We start from the raw sequence: 18563 nt of genomic DNA, 5'->3' as shown, positions 1-18563 counted from the left end.
GTGAAAGGGCAGCAGTGCAGCGGATCGGCCTCTACTACCCGTACGTGCACTTCCGCAAGGAGCAGTGGATCAAGGCCGCCGCCCTCTACTGGCCGGGCCTGGCCCGAGTCGTCCCACGCGGATTTCCTGTCAGCGACCCGGACCTGGTCAAGGCCCTGCGCGACGGGCTGGACAACTTCCTCACCGACGTGGACCCCAGGGAAGCGGCAGCCGCTGTCGCCCCCGCCTTCCTGAAGGCTGTCGAGGACCACGGCGGCGAACTGCGGCAGCGCTTTCTGGCCACTGCCGACACCCGACCCTTCCACACGCAACAGGGGAATCGGCCCGAGCCGTTGATGATGGGACAGCGCATCATCAACGCCGAGCCGACCTCGCCCGACGACCTGCGAACGCTTCCGCGCGACGAACGCCCCCTCGCCGGCCTCTACCCGCACGAGGTAGCCCCAGGGCTTGCCGACGCCCTACGCGGTGCCGGTCTCGCCGTGTCGGCCATGCGGTCGCGCATCGCCAGATCCGCGGACGTGACGTGGCTGGCCATGGACCCGGTCCTGGCCTGGATCTACAAGTGTGTGCTCACCGAGGAGCTGGCCCGCCGTACGCGGTACGCGCCGATCACCGACCAGGTCGCTGCCCACAGCGCCACGGACGGCTGGGACAGCGACCGGATCGCTGCCGCCATGTTGGGCGAGCCGCCCCGACCGGCAAGCTCCGACGAGACAACACGACTCGGGCTGATGGCCGTGCAGTGCGTCCTCCCGGACGGCCTGCGCTCGGTGCCGGTGGGGAAGGTCATCCAACTTCGGAACGACTACCGGGCAGAATTCAGTGCCTTCACGCAAGCAGTCGACAAGGCTGCGGCAGACCTGCGAGAGCAGGTGGGCGGCATCGAAGACCGCGCAGCCTTCGAACACCACCTTCGGATGACATTCGACGAGAGCATCGCCCAGCCACTTGAGGACCTGCGCAAGGCTATGAGCAGCCTCAACCTCAAAACCTTCTACAGCGCGCTGAACTACAAGTTCGAAGTGCCCGCCCTCGCTGCGGCGGCAAGCGGCTGGGCAGGCAACGTGCCGATCGCCGGAGGAAGTCTTGCGATCGCCGCCGCGACCCTGCGCCAGGCCACGGCGGAGGCACGCGACGCTCAGCTCGCTGGCTCTCCGGTCAGCTACCTGCTCAGGGTGGAACGGAACCTGAAGCCCACCACACTGGTACGGCGGGTGGCGCGAACGCTTGGCCGAGCTGCCGGCTCCGGAATCTAGCTCGTACTTCGCCGGTCACTCTTTTGCACAGTTTCCGAGCTTGATCACGGTCCTCAGGTGATCGTGCTTCGGCGGGTGCTGCAACTCGGACCGCCGCGCTGACCGATGGCTGACCCGCCGCGATCAGTTGATCTTCGAATGGGTGACCTGTGGAGAACGGGCTAGCGCCGGGCTGGGCACCGGCGCCCGCTCGCCCTTCCAACGGCATCGAGCGCCGGGGCACCTGCTCACCAGTGGCACTACCCGCAGAAAGCCCTCACTCAGCAGTCGTAGCTCTTGAGCGTCTTCGAGGCACCGGTGGCCGACTTCAGGTAGTCGTTCTCCGACTTCAGGCTCTCGTTCTCCGCCGTCGACTCCGCCAACTGCGTGACCAGTCCGGCAGCCATGGACAGGAGCCCCTCGTGCTTCGTCTGGAGCTCCTCGTGCTCTTCCTGAAGCCCCTTGTACTTCCAGGCGAGGACCCCGATGGTGGTGGCGGCCAGAACGCTGGCGCCGGCCTTAACCACGACCCTGGCTTTGCCGAACTTACCTCCGGCCGGCCCGGCACCCTCCTTGCCGATGCAAACGTGGCCCGTCTGCTGCGAGTGCTGTTGAGCCTCGCCGAGATGGTCGCTCTGAAACGAGCACGATCCGCATTGGTAATGGGTCATCAGTCGTTCCTCTCCCCCAGGGAGATGAGCTTGCCACAGGTCACGTGCCTCCGGCGCCCACTTGGTCATCCTTCGCACGCCCACCGACGCTGAGGGAACGACACGTACCTACACGGGCGTGCGCGCCGGCTGGTTCTGGGCTATGCCGTCAACGCTCCAGGAGGGCCCATGGTGCGCCACGGGTAGCTCGTTCAGGTCTCTGGCCAGCGGGGATGCGTCGGTTCCAGGCCGAGGAGGTCGAGGAGATGGAGCTGGACGTCGCTGCTGATGACGATGATGGGCGGGTCGGTGGCGCCGACGACGCGCAGCCGCAGGCCGGAGAGATGGCAGAACACGAACAGGGCCAGGCAGATCACCCGTCACCAGTGCGGCGACCCTCTTGTTGTCCTGCACGAAGACGGGAGTGAACGGATCTAGCCGCGCTCATCCGCGGTTGCCGTGCTTGGGCAGCTCGCCCCGGAAGTCGCAGCCGGAGCACTCGTCCTCGCCCTGGACATGGCCCTCTTACCAGACGTGGACGGCTGCGTGGAGGATCGCCTCCTCCACCGAGGCTTCGCCGCTGCGGACCGACGCGATGGCGTTGCCGACAATCAGCCGGAGCACGGCGCTGTCGGGCGAGGGGAACGGCGGGGACGGCATCGGCGAGTCGGTCGTCATGGCCGCAGCCTATGGGTGGGACCGACTGCCGGTCGGCCGGATGCGGTGCCGTCGGGTCGGGCGGTGCCGTGCAGGTCGCTGCGGAACCCTCGGCCGACCGGCTGCCAGCCCTGCAAGGTGGCGGGCCTCCGGCGCGGCCGGTCCGGCAGTCTGGTGTCGTCGGGCTCCGGCAGAGTGCCCCGGCTCTTGCGGCTGCGGGCGGCCCGGACGCTGATGCCCAGGTGGGCGGCGACCTCCGGATACCCCCAGAGCTGCTGGTCGTCGGCCATCGTGTCCTCCTCGTTCGTCGGTGATGAGCGTGGGCGGGCGTACGGCAAGGCCGCCCCTGCTGGTTCGGCGAGGGGCGGCCTTCTGCGGTTGCGGTCAGACTTCGGCGAGGCGGTTGGAGAGGTCGAGGGCGACGGTGGCGACCGCGAGGGCGGCGCACAGGCCGGTCACCTCGTGGATGGTGGGGTGGACTAGGCGCGGCCAGTCGTCGGGGGCGGCGGGCCAGGAGGCGAGGAGGACCTCGGTGGTGGCCAGGCCGAGGTGGGCGGTGACGTCCCAGCCCGCGCGGGAGGCGGGCTCCCAGTGCAGGCGGAGACGGCCGACCGGGAGTTCAGGGGTGCCCGCCGGGAGCCAGGAGACGTCGAGCGGTCCCTCCGGGAGGGCGGAGACGCGCTGGACCAGTGCGCCGCGCACTCCCGGCGGCATGGGCCGCACGGCGAGGGTGTGCAGCGGGTAGGCGGTGGAAGGTTGGGGTCGCGGTGAGATCGGGGCCTCCTGGACAGGTCCGTACGGCGGGTCAGGCCCAGGCGAGGGCGTTGCGGACCGAAGCCGGGAGGTAGCCCTCTTGGCCGTCCTCGGCGATGAACGCCATGCCGTCGCCCACGACGACGTCGGTGCCGAGGTAGTGGGCAAAGGGCCAGTCGGGGTTGACGGCCAGGCGGATCGGCAGGTCGGGGTCGAGGTCCTGAAGTTGGCGGAGCAGGTGGCCGACGGTCAGGTGCTGGGGCAACGGGGAGCCTCCGGGATCGAGGGTGAAGCGGTGTGGTGATAGAGCGTCAGGGGTCTCGAGGCAGAGTTGGTCGCGCAAGACCGGTTGCTGGGTGGTTCAGCGGCTTGCGATGAGCGCCGCGAGGAAACCGGCCACGGCCTCGGAGGGGGTGTCGGGGCCGAACTCTTGGATCCAGGGCTCGGCGTCGGCGGGGAGGACCCGGACCTGCCAGACGATGCCGCGCTTCCAGGCGGTGGTGTCCTCGGGGAGCCAGCCAACGTAGACGCGGCCGTCCGGGCTGGTGCAGTACACATTGGCCTCCGGGGTGTCGACGATCGCCCAACCGAGCCCGCCGAGCAGTTCGAGTACCGGGCTCGCACAGTGGTCGCTGGAGAGCCAGGCGCGTTCCTCCACGGCGGGGCGGACGACGGCTGGCAGGAGGGTGCTGGAGGCGTTCACGAGTGGGTGGTCCCTTCGTTGACCTGCGGTTTTCCGACGTCCGTACGTTGACATGCGGTGTGCCGAAGTACGTAGTCGTTTCCGGGAAGGTGAGGTCTGCCGTGGGCGAACTGGCCGGCGAGGGGGAGGAGGCCGGCAGGCCGGGGAATGGATCGGCGCGACCGGTTGTCGTAACCCGGTTGCGGCACAGGGCCGTACAGAGCAGAAGGGACAGGCCGTGGCGGAGTCGAGCAGACACTGGGACGGTGCCGGGCTGGAGCGCAAGATCCGTGGCGCCGGGCGGCCGTGGACAGTGGGCGACATAGCGATGGTGGCCGACGGGCAGTGGGCCGTGGGCACCCAGGCTCGGAGGCAGCGTGACGGGGAAGCCGTGGTGGAGCGTCGGATCGCGGACGGGCGGCGCGTCGAGCTGACGTTGGTGGAGCTGGCCGGCGCGATGGACTCCCGGTTCGGCGCGGCCCATCGCGACGAAGACTCCCGCTGACCGGGTACCGTCCGGGCCCGGCCGTGGCCACCGTGGGGCGGACAGCGGCCGACGGGGCAGGCTGGTCCGGTGGTTGGCCCAGGGCACGCGACGCGTGCGCGGAGCGGGCGACAGCGGCCTGGGCCAGGCTGAGCGACGGTGCCCGGTCCGCGGTCACGGCGGCTTCGCGGGCCTCGATCACGTGGCTGATCGCCTGCAGGGCTATGCGGCTCTCGGCCTGCGCGACGCGCAGGTCCACCGCCGAGCTGGTGATCCGCTCCAGGTCGTAGAAGGCCGGCACATGACCAGGCCGCGTGAGGGCGTGCAGACGGTCCTGGTGGACGGCGACCGCGTTGTTCGAGACGACGAGGCTCGAACGGATATGCATCGTCGAGCGCAGGAGCGGATCCTCGACGGGGCGGCGAACCGCGAGGGTTTCCAGCGCGTCGATGGGACGGCCCCAGGCTTTCTCGATCATCGCGTCGGCCTGGTCGAGGGCAGTGGCGTCGGACAAGGGTGGCTCCGGAGGGTGAGAAAGGGAACGGTGGTCAGCGGCTCTGCCCCGGGCGCGGGACCTGCGGAGCCGACGGCGGGCGCGGTGCCGGGATGAACGGCCGCGCGTTGGCGGGGGAGGGCGCCACGGTGGAGCGAGCGTTGGCAGCCTGGGCGCGGCGTACGTCCAGCGGCGTCGGTACCGGGGGCCTCACCGGGGTCGCGGTGGCCTGCGGGGGAAGGCGGCGTAGGTCGTCGCCGTAACGGATGACCGGTGCCGGGTCGGTGAGAGCGGTGTTCATCGCGGCCACGAGGCCCTCCGGGGTGAAGGACGAGGCGGTGGCGTACCACTGGCTGCCGGGCAGTCCGGCCAGCATGAGCCAGCGCTCTTGATGGCCTGTCATCTCGGCGGCGTGGTCGAGGCGGTTGCGGCGTAGGTGGACCTTGGCCAGGCCGTCCGGGGATTCGAAGGAGATGTCGGTCGCGCCGTAGCGGTGGCTCCAGCCTGCTGCCGCAAGAGGTGTGCCGACGTCCAAGGCCGCCAGCTCGCTGTTGCCGTAGTAGAGGTAGGAGTCGGGGCCCTCAACGTAGGCGGCGGCGAGCGCGGTGGAGAAGTCCTGGACGATCTCGGTGGGGGTGCTGTCCTGGAAGGTGACGAGCCAGCGGGGCATCGCGAAAGGGTCGGAGTACGCCGTGATCTTCCACAGCGCGTCGTCGTCGCCTTCGGGCAGGTAGCCCAGGCGGACCGTCTGGTCGGGTGCGTTGACGTACGCGTTGCCCATCTCGTCGTGAGTCAGGTTCCAGCCCGCGTCGAGGAGGGGCTGGAGGGCGGGATCGCCGGTGAAGGTCGATCCGGCCAGGTATCGGGGGGTGACGTGGTACTCGCGCCCCTGCTCGTCTTTCGGGTTGTACGGCACGGCTCCTCCAAGGGCGTGGTCAGCGGCGGCGGGAGGAGCCAGGAGCGGGCATGCTGGCGGCGGCCGAGGCAACGGGCGCCGCGTACCGCAGCACGAGGTCGTCGAGCGCGTGTTCGCCGGAGCGGCAGCGCTGCCAGGCCGCGTCGAGATTGCGGCGGGCAGCACGGGCATGGGCGTTCGTCGAGGCCAGGCCGTTGAGCCGCCGCAGCGCGATCGGCAGAGCAGGATCTACCGATCCGCCATGCACGCTGTGGCGCTGGAGGTCCTCCAGCGGGCGGCCGTACCGGTGCTCGACCAGGTGGCGGGTGTAGATCACGGTGGACATGGGTGTCTTCCTCCTGGGGATTTCAGCGGGAGCGGGAGGGCTTGGCGGTCGTGCCAGCGGGGGAACGCGGGCCGCGGGGTGGATGGTCGTCGCTCAACGCAAGGGGTCCTCGTCGCAGAACTCCTCGGCGACCAGGTGCACGCCGGGCCGCATCGCCATGTCATGGGGGTTCATTCGGCAGCGTCCATCCGGGCGAGCAGGGAGCGCACCAGAGTGGGCAGGCTGTCGGGGCCCTCGCCGATGCAGACATGATCGGTTGCCTCGCCGAGGACGTACGCGGCGTCTTCGAGGAGGCCGCTGGAGATCTCCATGCAGGCGTCGGTGATCCGGGAAGCGGCGAGCAGGGACCGCGAGAGCACCTCGACGTAGTCGCCGGGGCTGAGGTCGGCAGCTTCGGCGGCTGTGCGGATGGCGGCCAACTCCAGCGCGCTGAACGCGAAGTCGAACTCGTAGTCCTGGTCCGTCGGCGAGGGCGCGACGAAGGCCGGGTCCGGCGGCTCGGCCGGGAGGCCGACGCGCGTGCAGATCTGGTCCACGGATGCGGTCAGCTCGGCGAGGGACTCGGTGAGCCAGCCGAGCGCGGAAGCGTAGGACGCCAGGGTGAACAGACCGGCGGGGGTGGAAGGCAGCGGCTCCTCGACAACGAACTCTTCGAGCCGGTCGTTCAGTTCGCGGACCACCCGGGGACCGGCGGACAGCGCACCGAGGACGGGATGCAGGTAGGAGCGGCTGGCGGAGGTGGGGTACTCGGTCGTCAGGACCTCCGAGACGCTCCGCGCGGCGTCGGTGAGCAGCCCGGCCAGTTCGGTGCGGTCGAGGGACGCACGGGCGGCGGTCATCGCATGGAGGCCTTTCGGGAGGCGGCCGGGGCGGCGGGGCTGGCTGCCGCCGGTGCGGTGGCCGGGAGGGACGCGGTCGGGTCGATCGCGTGGGGGGATCGGGACCGGGCCGCCTGGACTCGGGCCTCGGCCGCCGCGTTGGTGCCCTCGTGCCGGTTGAGGCCGGTGCGGTTGGTGCGGAGCTGGGCCGTGCGGTAGACCGCGTAGTCCTCCCGGGCACCGGCCGCGACGAGGTAGATCTCGCGCTTGTGGGTCGAGGTGGGCGGGGCCGGGCGGAACTGGATGACCATCCGGTAGGAGACGGCCGGGTCGACGTAGACCTTGTGGAAGCCAGCGAGGCGGCCGGTCAGCGGCAGGCAGTCGTCGCTGCCGTGGACCAGGTTCTGCAGTTCCAGCAGCGCCAGGTCGCGAATCTCGTCGGGGAGTTGGCGCAGGTCCGCGATGGCGTCCGGGTGGGCGGCGAAGGCGAAGCGGGCGCGGCTCACATCGGCCTCCGAGGCTTCGGACGCTGACCCGTTCCTGCCGACGGCGCGTTGCCCGTGTCGATGCCGGCTTTCGGGACTGCGGAGGCACCCGATGACCGGGTGAGGGCGGCGCGGGTCAGCCGGGCGGCGGCCTCACCGCGATAGTCCGGAGGCTGCGGCAGCGGACTGCCGCGGTCTTCCAGCCAGTGGCGGGCGGCGGCCTCGTCGGCGAAGGCGCCCTCGCGCATCGTGTACGTGTGGGCGTCGGGGTTCCCCTCTTCGAGAAAGACACGAATCGGTGCCTGAGCGGCGCTGGAGTCACGGGTCAACGTCCAGGTCTCGGACGGGGCGTAGTCCGAGGTCCAGCTGTCGAGGACCTTGTAACGAGAGCCTGACTCCCGGATCTGCCGCTCGACCCAGAGGGTGAGATCGTCGGCGGGCTTCAGGGAGTCCCCCTTGGCCTGGGCGATCCGATCGGGCGGGCAGCCGTGCTCGATCAGCCAGTTCTGGGCGAACGCCAGGCTGGCGTGGTTCGCGGTCTCGAAGGTGAACGTGCGCTCGCGTAGGTCCCGCGTGATCTTGATGGCAACGAGCGCCGGATCACCGGGGACGCCCCAGGTCATCGACCTGTCGTGGGCGACGAGGTAGCTGTGCGTCCCCGCTGGGGTGGTGTGGTGCTCGGCCAGCACGGTCAGGTCTCCGGCCCAGATGCTGCTCTCGGCGAGTTCGGAGGCGGCGTCGGCAGGCTCGAAGTCGGCGAGGCGGAAGTCGGGTTCGGCGATCACTGGGTGGCTCCCGTCAGCTCGGGCGCCGGGGTGGCCAGCACGCGGTGGTTGGGCCGGGTCGGGCTCGTCGTGCATGCGGCGAAGGGGCCGTCGGGGGCACGGAGATGAACCAGGGCCTGGTCGAGGTGGTCGCGGTGCCACGTCGAGGGACCGGAAAGGCCGGCCTCGGCGTCGGTGAGCTGCTGCCACGCGAGCCAGAGCGCGTGCAGCCGGGCAACGGCCTCGGGGTGCTCGTGCCACTGGTCGCACCACGGTCGGGTAGTGCTGATCTCCCGTCCGTAGACGGGAAGGAACAGGTAGTTCACCCAGTCGCTGAGCGCGGCCAGCTCGACGGCGTACGCCTCGCCGCCCAGGGCGGGGATGAACACCGAGGCCGGGGCGTCGGCCTGGTCGGCGCCGGCGGCACCTGCGGTGGAGGTGCCCGCGGTGGGCTGAGGGGTGGAGACGGGCTCGGAGCCGAGGCGGTCCAGGATGACGCCGTGCTGGCGTACCTCCGCCATGGTCTTGGCGAGGGTGCTGGCGAGATCGTCGAGGTCGCCGTCGGGAACGCGGAACGGCTCGGGCTCGGTGGTGGCCTTGCTGGGGTCGGACATGGCGGATCCAAGGGAGTGAGCGAGCAGGGCGGGGGCGAAGTGCGGCGCGCTCTTCTGGAGGTCATGGCGGTGCTCCCTTCGCAGGTCGGCATGGGTAGGAGGATGCGGAGATTCCGCGATTTGGTGCGGCCGGGGAAACCGGGTAGTGGGGCGCTACGGCGCGGTGCAGCGGGGGCAGCCTGGGAAGGGCGGTGCCAGCAACTGCACGGCTCGGGCGGCCTGTTGGGGGACCACGCCGTTGCCGAGCGCGGTGAGCTGAGCCGGTCGGCCGAGTCCCGGAGTGGCGGTCACCCAGCCGGAGGCTAGGCCCTGCATCCACTCGACGAAGTCGGCGCGCAGACGTCCGGCGGCGTCGGTGGGCGGCGGCGCGGGACGGGTGAGGTTCTCCCATCGGGCGATGGCGGCGGCGTACGCTCCCCATCGCCCGTCGGTTCCTCCGCTTCCGGGGCCGCCTCCGCCCACAGCGGCAGGAGCACTGCCGACAGGGGCGGGCGCCAGCCCTTGCCCGGACGGCGGCCCGGGGTGCCGGTGTCGCTCGCCCTCGGGGTGGGCAGCAGCGACGCTGCCGCACTCGGCAGCGTCATGTCCCCGTTGCCGTGCCGCTGGTTCGGCGAGCCCTTGATCCCGTCCGACGCCTTCGGTGTGGGCAGCAGCCACTCCACCTCGTCGGCCAGGTTCGGGCCGTGGCCGCCGCTCTTCCTCTTCGACGGGTGCTGGGAGCCGCCGTTCTTGCCGATGTTGCTCGTCGGGGTCTTGAGCAGGGTGCTCGGCGGGCCAAGCAGTGAGGAAGGTGCGCTCTCGACGATGGGGTGCTCCGACGTCGGAGGCACGAAGCACGAGCCACCTTGCGTCGTACCGGAGGTCGGCCAGGGAGCCGAGTACGGCACCAAGTGCCCGCACAGGAGGCTGGGTTGGGTCGTCTCCCAGACACCACGGGCAGAATTCCACGTCGCCAGGGGAACCGGCGGGCGAGGTGAGGAGACCTCGGACATTCTCGATCACCACCAAGCAGGGGCGGAGGGCTTCGACCGCACGGGCGACGTGCAGCCACAGCCCCGAGCGGGTGTGGGGGTTGAGTCCGGCCCGGCGGCCGGCGACGGAGACGTCTTTGACAAGGGAAACCGGCCGTCAGGACACACACCCGAGGCACATAGGCCCAGTTGACGGCCGTGATGTCTCCCAGATTGGGCACGCCGGGCCAGTGCCGGGCCAGGATGCGCGCGGCGTCGGGGTTGATCTCGGCGTGCCAGGCCAGAGTGCCGCCGAGCGCGGCCTGGACCCCGAGGTCCAGACCGCCGTAACCCGAGCAGAGCGAGCCGATCAACGGCGTTCGCAAGGTGGTGGGTTCCATGTCACCGGCCACGTGCGATTCGGTCCGAGGGGGCCGCCACCGCCGTGGTGACGTTGGGCGGCGGAGGCCCCGGAGAACGCGCGGTGGTCGCGGACCGGCTGTGGGCTGCCTGGTGCCGTGCGGACGGGGGAGAGACGGTTGCCGATGCGGCGTGCAGCGAGTTGGCCCCGTCGTGCAGGGCCGCGTCGGCGGTGGTGAGTGCTTCCTCCAGCACCCGTACTGCTGCCTTCCGGGCATCCCTGGCGTCGGGCTGGCCGCGCAGACTCTCGGTCTGGTTCAGGAAGGCGAGCTGGTGGGCCACCGCTCCCAGGGCGGAAGCCGCTTCGCCCGCGGGCTCGACGGCGGCGGCGAAGTTGGTGATCACGCGAGCGGTGTGGGGTGCCTGGTCCTGGTCGGTGACACGGAAGAGGACCTCGTCGCCCAGATCGGTGACCAGCTTTCCGAGCTCGGAGATCTGGCGTGCGACGGCGACGACGTCGGGTGAGCGGTGGGGGTCTCCCAGCACAGGCAGCTTGCCGCGCTGGGCGTCGAAGGCGAAGGCCGTGGCGCGCAGGGCCAGGGCGTCGGAGAGTGGGGTGTTGTCCACGGGGCGTTCCAAGGGGGGACGGTCGGATGGGCTGGGTTGGTGGGTGGGTGGGTGAGGACGGCTCAGCCGTGGGCGCGCGAGGGCGGTCGTGCGGCTGATGACGTGGAGGCAGAGCCTGGGCATTCCGAGGGCCGTGCGGCCGGTCGCGCCGTGCTGCGGGCGAGGGCGGCGTGGACCTGCGCCGCCGGGGGCCCCTCGGTCGGTGGCGCGGGGGGCGGCGCCGGAGCGGGGTGGCCGTTCGCGGTCTGCCAGCGGGCGCGCACGTTGTCGAGCGGCCCGAGCGCGTGCAGGGCGTGGCTGATGAGCCGTCCGGGGGCCAGGGTCTCGTTCTCGGCCAGGGCGCGGATGGCGCGGGCGGAGGCGGCGGCCGTACGGGCGACGGAGGAGCGCATGATCTGTTCGCCGAGCCACTCGGCGCTGCCGGCGCCGGCGCCGTCGCAGATGGCGGTGAGCTGTTCGGTGGTCAGCGTGCCGTCGGCGAGCAGACCGCGCCGCTGGGCTTCCCACAGCACGGTTATCCGGTCGATGGGTTCGCCGCGGTGGTGCAGCGCTCCCACGCAGCGGTAGAGCTGGCCGTGGGCGGGGTCGGCGAAGTCGCTGGGTCGCAGCCAGCCGACGACTTCGTCCATCGCCTTCGGTTGTTCGACCAGGACCGCCAGCAGGAACTGCTCGTCCTCGGCGACCTGGTCCGCTCGTGCCGGCGGCGCGACGGGAGCTGTGGGGGGCGGTGTCGCCGGGGCGACCGGGCGCGGTTCGGACCCCCAGCGGCGCGCGAGGTCTTCCAGCACCCCGGCCAGGACGTCCGCATGGTGCAACGCTCCTTCCACCTCACCTTGGAGGGCGGCGGCGCGGGCTGCCTGATGGAGGCGGATCGCGTGCGCGGTCACGCTGCGGTGGATCGCTCCCTCCAGCACCATCCGGCCGTACACCGGGGCGTGCTCGGGTCGCGGGCAGGCCGAGATCAGGATGTGGGGATACGCGGCGGTCAGCCCTCGGACATGCTTGCTGGCCTCGGCGACGGCGTCCGTCACCCAGGACAGCGGCACACGTTCTCCGGTCGCCACGGCGGGATGGCTCTCGGTCCGGAGCTTGCGCAAGGCGGCGAACAGCGCCTGGTGGATGGGCCGGTAGAAGTGATCGGGCGCGAGCCAGTCCAGGTGCGCGAGCTGGCCGGGGTCGAGCAGCACCGAGCCGAGCACCGCCTGCTCGGCACTCAGCAGCGGGTTCATCGCTGCCACCCGGGGCGGGGAGTCGGCGGGTCGTCCTGCCGCGAGCGGAGATCGGCGACGGCCTGGTCGGCGGCGGTCATCGCGTCGGCGAAGCGGTCCAGCTCGCCGGTGAACGTCGGATCGGTGGCGAGGATCGATCCGGAACCGGTGACCAGCCACCACAGGCCACCCTGTCGGACGACCGGTGACCGGGCGAGGCGTTCGGAACGCGCCAGAGGAAGGGACGGAGTACGCGAGGACACGAGGGGACTCCTGAGCAGGTAGAGGGGAGGGGCAGGCCGTGAGGTCGACGTCGGCCTGGACGGAGGTGCCGGAGGGGCAGGACCAGGGCGAGCAGCCGTCCGGATCGCCGTTCTCCAGTTCGGCGTCCGCGAGCGCGTCGAAGATGTCGCCCTGACGTCCGGACCACTCGTGGGCGGTGACCCGGTCGATCGGTGCCTGGTCCAGAGGCCGGCGACTGAGGTGCAGTTACGCGTTGCAGCGCTCATGCCGACAGCCCGTAACCGTCGCGGCCCAGGGATTTGGCAATGGCCCGCTCGGTGATGGCCTTCGTCGCGCGGGCCGAGGCCGGACCGACCACCTTGGCGGCGGGCTCCTTGTACCAGGGCCGCAGGTCGAGCATTGCCACCCGGATGCCGGTGGCGAGCAGCAGCGCCTTCCCTTTGGGGAGCGCGCGGATCGCGTCGGGGGGCAGGATCCGCTCGGTGCGCATGCTCACCGAGGTGGACTTGCCGCCGTCGCTGGTCGACACCGACGTGGTCTGTACGTCGTGGTCACCGATCTGCCTGCTCAGACGGTCGGCGAAGTCGGCGTCGTCGATGCCACTTCCGATGATCTTGATCGTGGCGGCGGACCAGAGTGCGTCCATGCCGGCCTCGCCCCAGCACCGCTGGCCCTGTCGGTAGGACTGGAGGATCGTCATCGGGATCACGCCTCGTGAGCCGAGGTGGCTGTACAGGTCCGGGAGATCGGAGATCTTGCAGACGTTGGCAGCCTCGTCGAGGACGCACAGGGCGGGCGGGTCGAGCCGCCCTCCGGAGCGCTCGGCGACGACCACGGCCGCGCGCATCACCGCGTCGGCCGCCGCCGCGATGATCGCCGATGCCGAGCCGCCGCCGTCCTTGCTGAGCAGGTACAACGTGTCGTGGGAGGAGGCGAACGCGGAGGGCTTGAACTCGGGAAGCTGCTTGTCGGGGGTGACCCAGGCGGCGACGTCCGGGTCGAGCAGGCAGCTCGCGTACTGCCGCGCGGTCTCGTAGATGCCGTCCCGCGTTTCCGTGGCCCCGCTGACGGTGCCCTGGAGCTGGGCGGCGACCGCCTCGTGGCCGGCCTCGGTGAGCAGGTCCACCGGCGTGCGGTCGGCAGGGGAGGCGAGCCAGGCCAGAACATCGGTGATCGGGCGCCGGTGGCTGGCGGCGGCCAGGAACAGCGCGCCCAGCGTGTTGCTCGCGGCGGTGGACCAGAAGTCGGCGCCGCTGGATTCGTCGACGCTGGCGGCGACGAAGTGCCCGGCAAGGCGTTTCGCCCCGGCCAGGTCGCGGGCGTCGGCCAGGATGTCCCACCACATCTCGCGCGGGTGGTGGGCGATCTGCTGCGGGTCGAGCGTCCAGATCGTACCGACCTCGGCGCGGGCGTCCACTGTCGCGGTGAAGGCGTCGTTCGCCGCCTTGTTCGAGGTCAGCAGTACCGGGCCTGGAGCGGCGAGGATCGCGGGGATCGCCAGCCCGGACGTCTTGCCGGAGCGCGGGGCCATGATCGCGACGATCACGTCCTCCCAGGAGGCGCGGACCTCGGCTCGGCCCGGGGAGTGCGTGCCGACGAGTATTCCGCGGTCAGCGGGAGCGACCTCCTTCGGTTTGAGACCGGACAGGCTCGGACGCAGGCTCTTCGCCTTGGCGGTTATCTCCTTGCCCATCAAAGGGGCGAGATCCTGCTTGCGGGCGAGGCCGTTCTTCGCACCGCCGCGCAGCCGCAGCCACGCAACCAGGCCGGTGATGGTGAGGCAGACGGAGAGCAGCCCGGGGACGAGCCGCGCGCCGACCAGCAGAGCGGTGGGGCTCAGGTGCGGCCACAGCACGGCGGGGTGCAGCAGCGCGGTGGTGGCCTCGAACGGTGCCCAAGGACCGGTGCTGACAAGAGCGTTGGTGAGGTTGCCGGTCAGCCAGGCGAGGGAGCCCAAGGCGATGGCGGCGCCGACGACGCCGAACAGGAGGTAGAGAAGCGCGTCGGAGCCGGTGGTGGTCGAGGGCGCGCTGGTACGCGGGGTGGGCATGGCGGGTCCAAGGAGGGAGAGCGGACAAGGCGAGGCGGGGCGCGCGGCGCGCTTCTTCTGGTCATCGGGGCAGCTCCTGTTGGGGCAGAGGACAGCGGTCGGGGATCAGGACGAGGTCACCGGGAGCGCGGCGGCCGGGGCGGTGAGGCGCTGGTGGGTGGCTCGGATGCCGCGCCGGCGGAGGGCGCGGTCCGCTGGATGGCGGCGTGCGGTGAGGAGGCGCGGTCGGCCCGCTGCCGGCCCGCTTCCGGGCTCGGGGCGGCGGACGGTTGGTTGTCCGCGACAGCGTCGTCGCCGAGGCCGTCGCTGAGCACTTCCCTGGTCCGCAGGGCAGGCACCTCGTCGCGGTACCTGGGGTCGCCGAGCTCCGCAGGGCACGCGGCGATCATGTCCTCGGCGACCTCCAGCTCCTCCTGGACGTCCCGCAGCATGCGGGTGACGGCGGCCAGCCGTGTCCACGTCTCGAAGGTCGGGTTGTGGTGCGGGTTCTCGAAGTTCAGACGGGCTCGGGTCCAGTCGGCCGCTGCGGCCACGAGTTCGGTCAGCTCCGACCAGCGCTCCGTTGACCTCCTCGATGATTCCGGCGACCTCATGGGGAGTTGCCGTCTCGGTGAGCCGGGCGATCATCCAGGAGACGGAGTACGGGTCGGCCGACGGGTGGGGCAGGCGCCGGGCCTGCAGGGGTGCGTCGGGGCCGGACGCCTTGCCGCCGTAGGCAAGCCGGATGTTGTGCTGCATCGCGGCGCCGATGGCCTCGCCGATGCTCGGGTAGAACTCGGGCACTGTTCCTCCTTGGGCGCGGTGTTGGGTCGGTGCCGGGTGCGTGGGACAGACCCCTCGGACATTGGTCGGTCTGACAGCAGATGCACTGGCCAGCGCGTCGATGGCTGTCCACATGAGGTCGGTGCGTGTCAGACCGCCGGAGGGGTACGGGAAGAGAGCATCGGGATCACCGGGCCCGAGAGCTGGAAACCTGCGGCTGACCCACGGCTGTACCGACCCCCTGAGACGAAGTTCCGAGCGCCGAAGACGCCTTCACCTTGTCCGCCGCCGGCGACGTGGCGAGAGCCGCGCTTCGGGCGTCGGGTGGCGCGGGGGACTGCGCCTGCGCCCCGGCGTGGTCCTGCCGCGAGTCGTTGGCACGGTGCAATTCGCGTCCCACTCCGACGAGTTCTGATTGCGCTGCGCTGACGAACTCCGCGGCGAAGCCGAACCGGTCGGCGAGCGCGTACGCCTCGTCGTCGAGGTCGGTGACCTGTTCCCCTGCCGTCTCCAGAGCCTCCCGGAGGCGTTCCAGGACGCCGTGCTCGGGATGAAGGAGGTGATCGACAGCCTGGGCGAGGCCAGCACCGTTCCCGGCAGCCCTGATCTGGTCGGTCAGCCGGAGGACTTCGGCCCCGGCGGTGTAGAGCCCGAGAGGGTTGGCCGGCGTGGTCAGCCGGCTCGTGTCGAGGTCGGGGTCCAGGTCGACGCTGTATCGGGCGGCGCGCAGCATCTCGGCTGCGTGAGAGGCGATGGCGACGCGCTCAGCCTGCGGGGTGGTCGTCGCCAAGCGGTGGCGGCGGCCGTACCAGTCCTCGATCTGCTGGAAGCCGGCGTGCTTGAGAAGAGTGGCGGACAGGTCGTCGCTGGCGCCCTTCGCCAAGACGCTGCCGCTGGGCTCTTTGCTGATGGTGATGTAGGGGGCAGTCACGTGGGTCTCCTGGGCGCGGGGTGCTGGGCGTGAGGCCGGGGGCAGGTGGCCGATTTCGGTGGCGATGCGGTGGCACTCGGTCTGGAGATGGAAGGCGTCGCGGTAGGCGTGGTGGACACCGCCGTCCTCGCGGGCGAGGGTGGCCACGACGTGCACCAGACGGGCCTGGTTGCGCACGGCGATCCACCGGCAGGCGTCCGGATCGCCCTCCGGGCCTATGCCGGTGGCCGCCACCACCCGGCGGGCCACCTCGGCCCACTGCCAGTCGGTCAGGTCGGGGTGCTGGGGATCGGAGCGGACCGAGCAGGCCCACACTGGCCGCTCGGGCGCTCGGGCCCCGAGGCGCTCGACGGGTGCGTTGAGGACGCGGGCCAGGTACGTCGGCGCGTCGGGCCGGGTGGGCATCTCGAGCGGGGCGCCGTGGCCGTCCCCCGCGATCAGGCGTGGGTTGGTGTGATTGCCGCGCTCGCCCGGCCCGTACAGATACTCAAGCAGGCTGACGGTGTGGCTGGCGCGCTGCAGGTGGGCGATCACGGCGTCTACCTCGAAGGGAGTGGCGAACGGGAGCCCGGGTGCCGGGCCGTCGGGGAGAGAGGATCCGCAGAATCCGCGATTTGGCCCGGCCGGAGATGGGTGATAGACGCCTGAGGTCACTGCGGCTCGTCGAGGCCCTGACGGTGGAGGTGAAGCCCGCGGGTGGAGCGCGCGAAGTACGGATCGTTGAATGCGCGCGGGCTCGCGACTGCCGAGAGGTTGGCGGCGTGAACTCGACGCGCAAAGTGTCGGACGCCGAGCGACTGCCGTCCTGTTCAAGCGCCCTCTTGAAGGCCAAGTTGGCTCACCCCGACGTCGCCTTTCTCCACCTGTACCTTGTAGGCCATGACCGTCGGCCACATCGGTCTCTTCCTCCTGGACTGGGGGAAGAGACAGGGGAACACCGCATTCGATGCCATGCGTTGGGAGACGGAGGAGAGAATGCCGCGGGGGGCTGCGCAGAAGGTAGTGGACCTGCGCGTCGAAACAGGGCATCTCACCCGGGCCGGATCGGGCTTGGAGGTCAGCCTGACCGAACTCGGCGAGGCGGAGATCGTCAGCGCTCGGAGTCGCCGACGGGCTCTGAAGCCCAGGCGGGACTACACCCGCACGGCGTTCGTCCGCTGGCTGTACAAAGCCAGGCCCATGCAGTCCGTCGACTTCGTCAAGGTGCCCGGAAGCATCTACCTCGGCGAGCGTCTTCGCCCCGTCGAGATAGGCGAGGCAGCCAACTACCTCGGCGGCAAAGGTCTGATCGACTTCACGGACTGGGGTGTCGGCCAGCTCTTCGACCCGAGACTGACCGCGCAGGGCATTGACTGCGCAGAGAGTGGGAAGACCGTGTCCGAATTCTTGACTCCGCCTCCAGCGGCGCCGGTGTTCAACGTGACCGTCAACGGTGGCACGAACGTGGTGGGCGTCAACAACACCCAGAACAACGGGCTGTCAGGCACCGAGCTGGTCACATTCCGTGCCCTGGCCGCGGCGCGGGCACCCGTCGAACGCGGCGTCGCCCGTCTGAAGTCCTGGCAGATCTTCCGCAGATCCCGGTGCAGCCCCAACCGCATGACGGCAATCGCCAAGGCCATCCTCACCCTGGAGCGGCAATGCCGATTCACTCGGCACATCAACTGACAAGCTGGCAAGGCAGGTTGGGGATCATCCCCGTCCTCGGGTACTTTTTGACGGTTGGCTGCGTCGGAGTGCACGCCAGCTGCCACGAAGGGGGGTGCCCATGGCCTCGGCACTCAATCGGTTCAGCCAAAACGCCCGAATATATCTAACATGCGAACATCATCCGCTTACGGTGAGTCGTGTCAGATTGCATCGAAGCGTGATGGTTCACCCGTCATTGCTTAGCTTTGGATGAGTTGCACGCTTAGGGGGTAACGTTATGTCGAAAACCGATCTCCTCACCATCACCGTGATGCCTGTTGACGGCGACGAGGAAACAGCAGACCGCGTTCTGACGAACATGGAGATGGCTTCCCGCGCGGCAGGAAACGACAGTGTTAGGCGCGCTGAGGGTGCCGAAACAGCTGTCGGCGCCAAGAGTGGATGGGGTGAGACTCTGAGTTTGCTGATCGGTCTCTCCCCATATGCGCGTGTCGGTGTCGAGTTGGTCAAAATCATCGGCTTGAGTATGAGGCGCCGCCACGTCAGTCGCATCACCCTAAAGGTCCGCGACATCGAGCTTGAATTCGATGGTCCACTTACTGCTGATCAGCAAGCAATGATTGAACGGCTGATTAAGGAAAGCGAGGGGGAACCGTCTGACGGAGAGGGGAATGCGTAAGCTGGGGTTGCTGGTTGGTGTGGGGCGGTACGGTGTGGATTTCGGGGATCTATCTGCCCCTCCGAATGACGTGGCGGCCTTCGAGAATGTTCTGCGCGCGGATGGCCTTGGCGGCTTCGATCAGCTGGACTGTCTAGGCGGAGCGTCAGATGGCGTGGTAACCCGGGAGCAGTTCCTTGCTGCCTTTGAGGTGGCTGCGGACAGTGTCGAGCGAAACGACATGT

General features: G+C 70.1%; 26 protein-coding genes and 2 pseudogenes. 5 read left to right on the top strand and 23 right to left on the bottom strand.

The genetic code is table 11. From position 1 onward, the window contains the following. Window positions 1-14: 14 nt before the first annotated feature. Window positions 15-1259: a DUF6236 family protein gene (locus tag ACWD5D_RS34190; protein ID WP_451376684.1), complete on the top strand. Its 1245-nt coding sequence runs from the start codon at window positions 15-17 to the stop codon at window positions 1257-1259. Window positions 1260-1519: 260 nt separating this feature from the next. Here ACWD5D_RS34190 and ACWD5D_RS34185 read toward each other — a convergent pair whose 3' ends face one another. The 7 genes from ACWD5D_RS34185 to ACWD5D_RS34155 all read right to left on the bottom strand — a co-directional run bounded on the left by ACWD5D_RS34185 (window position 1520) and on the right by ACWD5D_RS34155 (window position 4001). Further along, window positions 1520-1909: a hypothetical protein gene (locus ACWD5D_RS34185; RefSeq protein ID WP_451376683.1), complete on the bottom strand. Its 390-nt coding sequence runs from the start codon at window positions 1907-1909 to the stop codon at window positions 1520-1522. A gap of 191 nt (window positions 1910-2100) precedes the next feature. Then, complete coding sequence (locus ACWD5D_RS34180; RefSeq protein WP_451376682.1) at window positions 2101-2265, bottom strand: hypothetical protein; 165 nt, start codon at window positions 2263-2265, stop codon at window positions 2101-2103. Between the two features lie 148 nt (window positions 2266-2413). After that, complete coding sequence (locus ACWD5D_RS34175) at window positions 2414-2566, bottom strand: hypothetical protein (RefSeq protein ID WP_451376681.1); 153 nt, start codon at window positions 2564-2566, stop codon at window positions 2414-2416. Continuing rightward, window positions 2563-2835 carry a MarR family transcriptional regulator gene (locus tag ACWD5D_RS34170; protein WP_451376680.1) on the bottom strand — a complete coding sequence of 91 codons (273 nt, stop codon included), beginning with the start codon at window positions 2833-2835 and terminating at the stop codon, window positions 2563-2565. The genes ACWD5D_RS34175 and ACWD5D_RS34170 overlap by 4 nt, the downstream gene beginning before the upstream one ends. 94 nt (window positions 2836-2929) lie before the next feature. Next, window positions 2930-3259, bottom strand: a complete 330-nt coding sequence (locus ACWD5D_RS34165) for an esterase (RefSeq protein WP_451376679.1) — start codon at window positions 3257-3259, stop codon at window positions 2930-2932. Between the two features lie 91 nt (window positions 3260-3350). Then, on the bottom strand, window positions 3351-3563 hold the full coding sequence (locus ACWD5D_RS34160; protein ID WP_451376678.1) for a hypothetical protein: 213 nt from the start codon (window positions 3561-3563) through the stop codon (window positions 3351-3353). 96 nt (window positions 3564-3659) lie between these two features. Then, on the bottom strand, window positions 3660-4001 hold the full coding sequence (locus ACWD5D_RS34155) for a DUF317 domain-containing protein (protein ID WP_451376677.1): 342 nt from the start codon (window positions 3999-4001) through the stop codon (window positions 3660-3662). A gap of 217 nt (window positions 4002-4218) precedes the next feature. On the opposite strand from ACWD5D_RS34155, the gene ACWD5D_RS34150 reads away from it, so the two are divergent. After that, entirely contained in the window at window positions 4219-4485 is a 267-nt protein-coding gene (locus tag ACWD5D_RS34150; protein ID WP_451376676.1) for a hypothetical protein, read from the top strand. A gap of 527 nt (window positions 4486-5012) precedes the next feature. On the opposite strand, the gene ACWD5D_RS34145 is transcribed toward ACWD5D_RS34150, so the two are convergent. The 16 genes and pseudogenes from ACWD5D_RS34145 to ACWD5D_RS34070 form a co-directional block, all read right to left on the bottom strand. Continuing rightward, the gene (locus ACWD5D_RS34145) at window positions 5013-5873 is read right to left on the bottom strand and encodes a DUF317 domain-containing protein (protein WP_451376675.1); all 861 of its coding nucleotides are present in this window, start codon (window positions 5871-5873) and stop codon (window positions 5013-5015) included. Between the two features lie 19 nt (window positions 5874-5892). Next, window positions 5893-6198 (bottom strand): hypothetical protein, encoded by a 306-nt coding sequence (locus ACWD5D_RS34140; RefSeq protein WP_451376674.1) that lies wholly within the window; start codon window positions 6196-6198, stop codon window positions 5893-5895. A 170-nt stretch (window positions 6199-6368) separates the two neighbouring features. Further along, window positions 6369-7037 (bottom strand): hypothetical protein, encoded by a 669-nt coding sequence (locus ACWD5D_RS34135; protein ID WP_451376673.1) that lies wholly within the window; start codon window positions 7035-7037, stop codon window positions 6369-6371. Continuing rightward, window positions 7034-7522, bottom strand: a complete 489-nt coding sequence (locus ACWD5D_RS34130; RefSeq protein WP_451376672.1) for a hypothetical protein — start codon at window positions 7520-7522, stop codon at window positions 7034-7036. Before ACWD5D_RS34130 ends, ACWD5D_RS34135 begins: the two co-directional genes overlap by 4 nt. Further along, entirely contained in the window at window positions 7519-8286 is a 768-nt protein-coding gene (locus ACWD5D_RS34125; protein ID WP_451376671.1) for a glycosyl hydrolase, read from the bottom strand. The genes ACWD5D_RS34130 and ACWD5D_RS34125 overlap by 4 nt, the downstream gene beginning before the upstream one ends. Further along, on the bottom strand, window positions 8283-8879 hold the full coding sequence (locus tag ACWD5D_RS34120; RefSeq protein ID WP_451376670.1) for a DUF4913 domain-containing protein: 597 nt from the start codon (window positions 8877-8879) through the stop codon (window positions 8283-8285). Before ACWD5D_RS34120 ends, ACWD5D_RS34125 begins: the two co-directional genes overlap by 4 nt. A 153-nt stretch (window positions 8880-9032) precedes the next feature. Then, window positions 9033-9170, bottom strand: a complete 138-nt coding sequence (locus ACWD5D_RS34115; protein WP_411147522.1) for a hypothetical protein — start codon at window positions 9168-9170, stop codon at window positions 9033-9035. Window positions 9171-9181: 11 nt separating this feature from the next. Then, entirely contained in the window at window positions 9182-9709 is a 528-nt protein-coding gene (locus tag ACWD5D_RS34110) for a hypothetical protein (RefSeq protein WP_451376759.1), read from the bottom strand. After that, window positions 9654-9926, bottom strand: a pseudogene (locus tag ACWD5D_RS34105) (DNA cytosine methyltransferase); the annotation flags it as partial. The gene ACWD5D_RS34110 and the pseudogene ACWD5D_RS34105, both read right to left, overlap by 56 nt. A 121-nt stretch (window positions 9927-10047) precedes the next feature. Then, window positions 10048-10230 (bottom strand): annotated as a pseudogene (locus ACWD5D_RS34100) (DNA cytosine methyltransferase); the annotation flags it as partial. A 1-nt stretch (window position 10231) separates the two neighbouring features. Continuing rightward, window positions 10232-10816, bottom strand: a complete 585-nt coding sequence (locus ACWD5D_RS34095; protein ID WP_451376669.1) for a hypothetical protein — start codon at window positions 10814-10816, stop codon at window positions 10232-10234. 62 nt (window positions 10817-10878) lie between these two features. After that, a complete protein-coding gene (locus ACWD5D_RS34090; RefSeq protein WP_451376668.1) occupies window positions 10879-12045 on the bottom strand; it encodes a DnaB-like helicase N-terminal domain-containing protein in 1167 nt (388 codons plus the stop codon). Beyond that, a complete protein-coding gene (locus ACWD5D_RS34085) occupies window positions 12042-12287 on the bottom strand; it encodes a hypothetical protein (RefSeq protein WP_451376667.1) in 246 nt (81 codons plus the stop codon). Before ACWD5D_RS34085 ends, ACWD5D_RS34090 begins: the two co-directional genes overlap by 4 nt. A gap of 242 nt (window positions 12288-12529) precedes the next feature. After that, window positions 12530-14317: a type IV secretory system conjugative DNA transfer family protein gene (locus tag ACWD5D_RS34080; protein WP_451376666.1), complete on the bottom strand. Its 1788-nt coding sequence runs from the start codon at window positions 14315-14317 to the stop codon at window positions 12530-12532. Between the two features lie 116 nt (window positions 14318-14433). After that, the gene (locus ACWD5D_RS34075; RefSeq protein ID WP_451376665.1) at window positions 14434-14850 is read right to left on the bottom strand and encodes a hypothetical protein; all 417 of its coding nucleotides are present in this window, start codon (window positions 14848-14850) and stop codon (window positions 14434-14436) included. A 416-nt stretch (window positions 14851-15266) separates the two neighbouring features. Further along, a complete protein-coding gene (locus ACWD5D_RS34070) occupies window positions 15267-16544 on the bottom strand; it encodes a hypothetical protein (RefSeq protein WP_451376664.1) in 1278 nt (425 codons plus the stop codon). 345 nt (window positions 16545-16889) lie between these two features. Between ACWD5D_RS34070 and ACWD5D_RS34065 the strand changes: the two genes are divergently transcribed. The 3 genes from ACWD5D_RS34065 to ACWD5D_RS34055 form a co-directional block, all read left to right on the top strand. Then, a complete protein-coding gene (locus tag ACWD5D_RS34065; RefSeq protein ID WP_451376758.1) occupies window positions 16890-17678 on the top strand; it encodes a hypothetical protein in 789 nt (262 codons plus the stop codon). Window positions 17679-17937: 259 nt separating this feature from the next. Then, entirely contained in the window at window positions 17938-18339 is a 402-nt protein-coding gene (locus ACWD5D_RS34060; protein WP_451376663.1) for a hypothetical protein, read from the top strand. Continuing rightward, a partial coding sequence (locus tag ACWD5D_RS34055) for a hypothetical protein (RefSeq protein WP_451376662.1) occupies window positions 18332-18563 on the top strand: 232 nt, incomplete at its 3' end. The genes ACWD5D_RS34060 and ACWD5D_RS34055, both read left to right, overlap by 8 nt.

The organism is Streptomyces sp. NPDC002520, from assembly GCF_053595235.1.
Note: the sequence above shows the minus strand (reverse complement) of the source record. Positions and strands in the feature narration are given on the sequence as shown.